This window comes from Rhodococcus sp. ENV425 (genome assembly GCF_002887785.1).
Taxonomy (GTDB): Bacteria; Actinomycetota; Actinomycetes; order Mycobacteriales; family Mycobacteriaceae; genus Rhodococcus; species Rhodococcus aetherivorans.
In genome coordinates this window covers 1-2792 of the sequence record NZ_PCZU01000301.1, presented here as the reverse complement: position 1 = coordinate 2792, position 2792 = coordinate 1, and the positions used below count along the sequence as shown (strand labels likewise).

Annotated in this window: 3 protein-coding genes and 1 pseudogene; 3 read left to right on the top strand and 1 reads right to left on the bottom strand. The window is 72.9% G+C overall.

What is annotated here, in order from left to right; genetic code table 11:
- Positions 1-939, bottom strand: a 939-nt coding sequence (locus CQZ88_RS28595) for a hypothetical protein (RefSeq protein WP_374703850.1), incomplete at its 3' end; no start/stop codon positions are given.
- A 48-nt stretch (positions 940-987) separates the two neighbouring features.
- Between CQZ88_RS28595 and lspA the strand changes: the two genes are divergently transcribed.
- The 3 genes and pseudogenes from lspA to CQZ88_RS28575 form a co-directional block, all read left to right on the top strand.
- Entirely contained in the window at positions 988-1623 is a 636-nt protein-coding gene (lspA, locus tag CQZ88_RS28585; protein WP_373566436.1) for a signal peptidase II, read from the top strand.
- A gap of 14 nt (positions 1624-1637) precedes the next feature.
- On the top strand, positions 1638-2546 hold the full coding sequence (locus CQZ88_RS28580; RefSeq protein ID WP_174824791.1) for an RluA family pseudouridine synthase: 909 nt from the start codon (positions 1638-1640) through the stop codon (positions 2544-2546).
- Positions 2547-2557: 11 nt separating this feature from the next.
- A pseudogene (locus CQZ88_RS28575) lies at positions 2558-2792 on the top strand (hypothetical protein); the annotation flags it as partial.

The window sequence follows — 2792 nt, the reverse complement described above, 5'->3', positions numbered from 1 at the left end:
CTGCCAGCGCACCCGGTCCACCAGGGTCTGCGCCAGACGGGTGGTGCCCGCGGGATCGCTGTACGCCTGCTCCCCGCCGACCGTGAGGTCCCCGGCGATCGGGAGCGGCCGGCCGAGGTCGATGGTCATCGTGCCTTCGCCGGTCATCTCGTACCGGTCGATGTTCAGCCGACCGGACCCGTTCGGCAGCGCCCAGGTGGCCTCGCGCGGGGTCTGGGTGATGCGCAGGTGCACGGTCAGCAGGTCGCCGTCCCGCTCGAGCAGGCTCGCGGTGGCGACCTGATCGAGCGCCATCCCGCTCATCACCTGTTGGTGGATCTCCCACACCCCACCCACGCCGATCTCCTCCTCGGGGAACGACACCATCCGGTACACGGCCTGGTAGAAGGCCTGCTCGATGGCCGATCGGGCGATGTCCGCGGAGTCCGGCGTGGGATCGAGCCGCAGCGCGCTCACCGCGCCGGACGGGGACATCGTCAGTCCCGCCTCGGATCCCCGAGCGGGCCCGAGCGCCGCGGCGAGGGCCGCATCCGGCGACGTGGCGTCGTCGATCCGCAGGTCCACGAGGCTGCTCGGCGAGGCGTCCGACACGGCGTCGCTCACCCGCGCGGTGAGCGGCAACGTCAGTTCGGGGGTGGAGAAGTCCTGTGCCGGCTGATCGCCGATCGACTGGAAGACCTGCGAGGCGGTCGTCAGCGCCACCTGCTGGCTCGTGTCGACGGGTGGGGTGAGCCGGATCCGGCTGCGCGGCTCGGCCCCCGGCTCCAGGACCACCGCGGTGACCGCGGCGACGGGCACCGTGACCTCCGTCGAGGTCGCCGTCGACGTGGGGGCGGCACCGTCGGCGGAGTTGCCGCACCCGGCGAGGAGGGTGGTCAGGGACAGGGCCACACCGAGGGAGCGGGCCCTCGGGCGGGCGAATCTGGGCAGCACAGGCACGCACCCCAGGGTAGCCACGGCGGGCGGGGTGGCCGTCGCGCTCCTCGAATGGGGGATGATGGCAGGGTGACCGACGACCCCACCGAGCACGATGCCCACCCCGACGCCGTCGCGGAACCCCCGGTTGCGTCGTCCTCGGCCGGAACCCCGGCGAAGGACGCGCCCGCGCCGGCCCGGCGGCTGCGCGAGCTGCTCGCCCTCGCCGCGGTGATCTTCGGGTTCGACCTGCTCACCAAGGTGCTGGCCGTCCACTACATCGATCCGGCCGATCCCGTCTCGATCGTCGGGGACACCGTGATGCTCACGTTGGTGCGCAACCCGGGCGCCGCCTTCTCGATGGCCACCGGCATGACGTGGCTGCTGACCCTGGTCGCCGTTGCCGTCGTGGTGGGCGTGGTCAGGATCGGCCGCACGCTGCGATCGGGCTGGTGGGCGCTGGGACTCGGGCTCGTCCTCGGGGGCGCGCTGGGTAATCTCGTCGACCGGATCTTCCGTTCCCCGGGCCCGCTGCAGGGCCACGTCGTCGACTTCGTGTCGGTCGGCTGGTGGCCGGTGTTCAACGTCGCCGATTCCGCCATCGTCTGCGGCGCGATCCTGCTCGTGGCGCTGACCGTCTTCGGCGTCGAACCGGACGGCTCGCGGAAGACCGGCTCCTCCGACAGCAGAAAGGAAGCACACAAGTGAGAGAAACCCGGGCGATGCCCGTCCCCGACGGGCTCGACGGGATGCGGGTCGACGCGGGCCTGGCACGGCTGCTCGGCCTGTCGCGCACGGCGATCGCCGCCCTGACCGAGGAGGGAGCCGTCCTGGTCGACGGTGCCGCCGCGGGCAAGTCCGATCGACTGTCCGCCGGTTCCTGGCTCGAGGTGGAACTGCCCGAGCCGCCCCGGCCCCTCACCATCGAGGCGACGCCCGTGGAGGGCATGGAGATCCTCTATGCGGACGACGACATCGTCGCCGTCGACAAGCCCGTCGGCGTCGCCGCGCACGCGAGCGTCGGCTGGACCGGGCCGACCGTGATCGGCGGACTGGCGGCCGCCGGATTCCGCATCTCCACCTCCGGCGCCCACGAGCGGCAGGGCATCGTCCACCGCCTCGACGTCGGCACGTCCGGGGTCATGGTCGTCGCGACGTCCGAGCGCGCCTACACGGTGCTCAAGCGGGCCTTCAAGCAGCGCACCATCGACAAGCGCTACCACGCCCTCGTGCAGGGGCACCCCGATCCGAGTAGCGGCACGATCGACGCGCCGATCGGCCGGCATCGCAGCAGCGACTGGAAGTTCGCCGTCACCGCCGACGGCAAGCCCAGCATCACCCACTACGACACGATCGAGGCGTTCCAGGCCGCGAGCCTGCTCGACATCCACCTCGAGACCGGCCGCACCCATCAGATCCGCGTGCACTTCTCCGCGCTGCGGCACCCCTGCTGCGGTGACCTGACCTACGGCGCCGACCCGCGCCTGGCCGAGCGGCTCGGCCTCGAGCGGCAGTGGCTGCACGCCCGGTCGCTCGGGTTCGCGCATCCCGCCGACGGGCGCTGGATCGAGATCACCAGCAAGTACCCGGCCGACCTCGAGCACGCGCTCGCCGTGCTGCGCAGCGCCTGACCGTGCGGCGCGTGTCCCTGCCGTGGGCGGCGACGGCGGCACTGCTGCTGGCGGTGCTCGCGGCCGGGCTGCTCACGCCGGCCCGGACGGCGACGGTGCGCACCGACACCCTCGGCCCCGACCACGGCGAGGCGGTCGCCGGCTACCTCGCGCGCGCCCAGGCGAGCGTCGAGTCCGGCACCGGCGAACCGCGGTGGGGCCTGGTGTCCTTCGCGACGCCGGTGACGGTCGAGCAGGCGGCGGCGC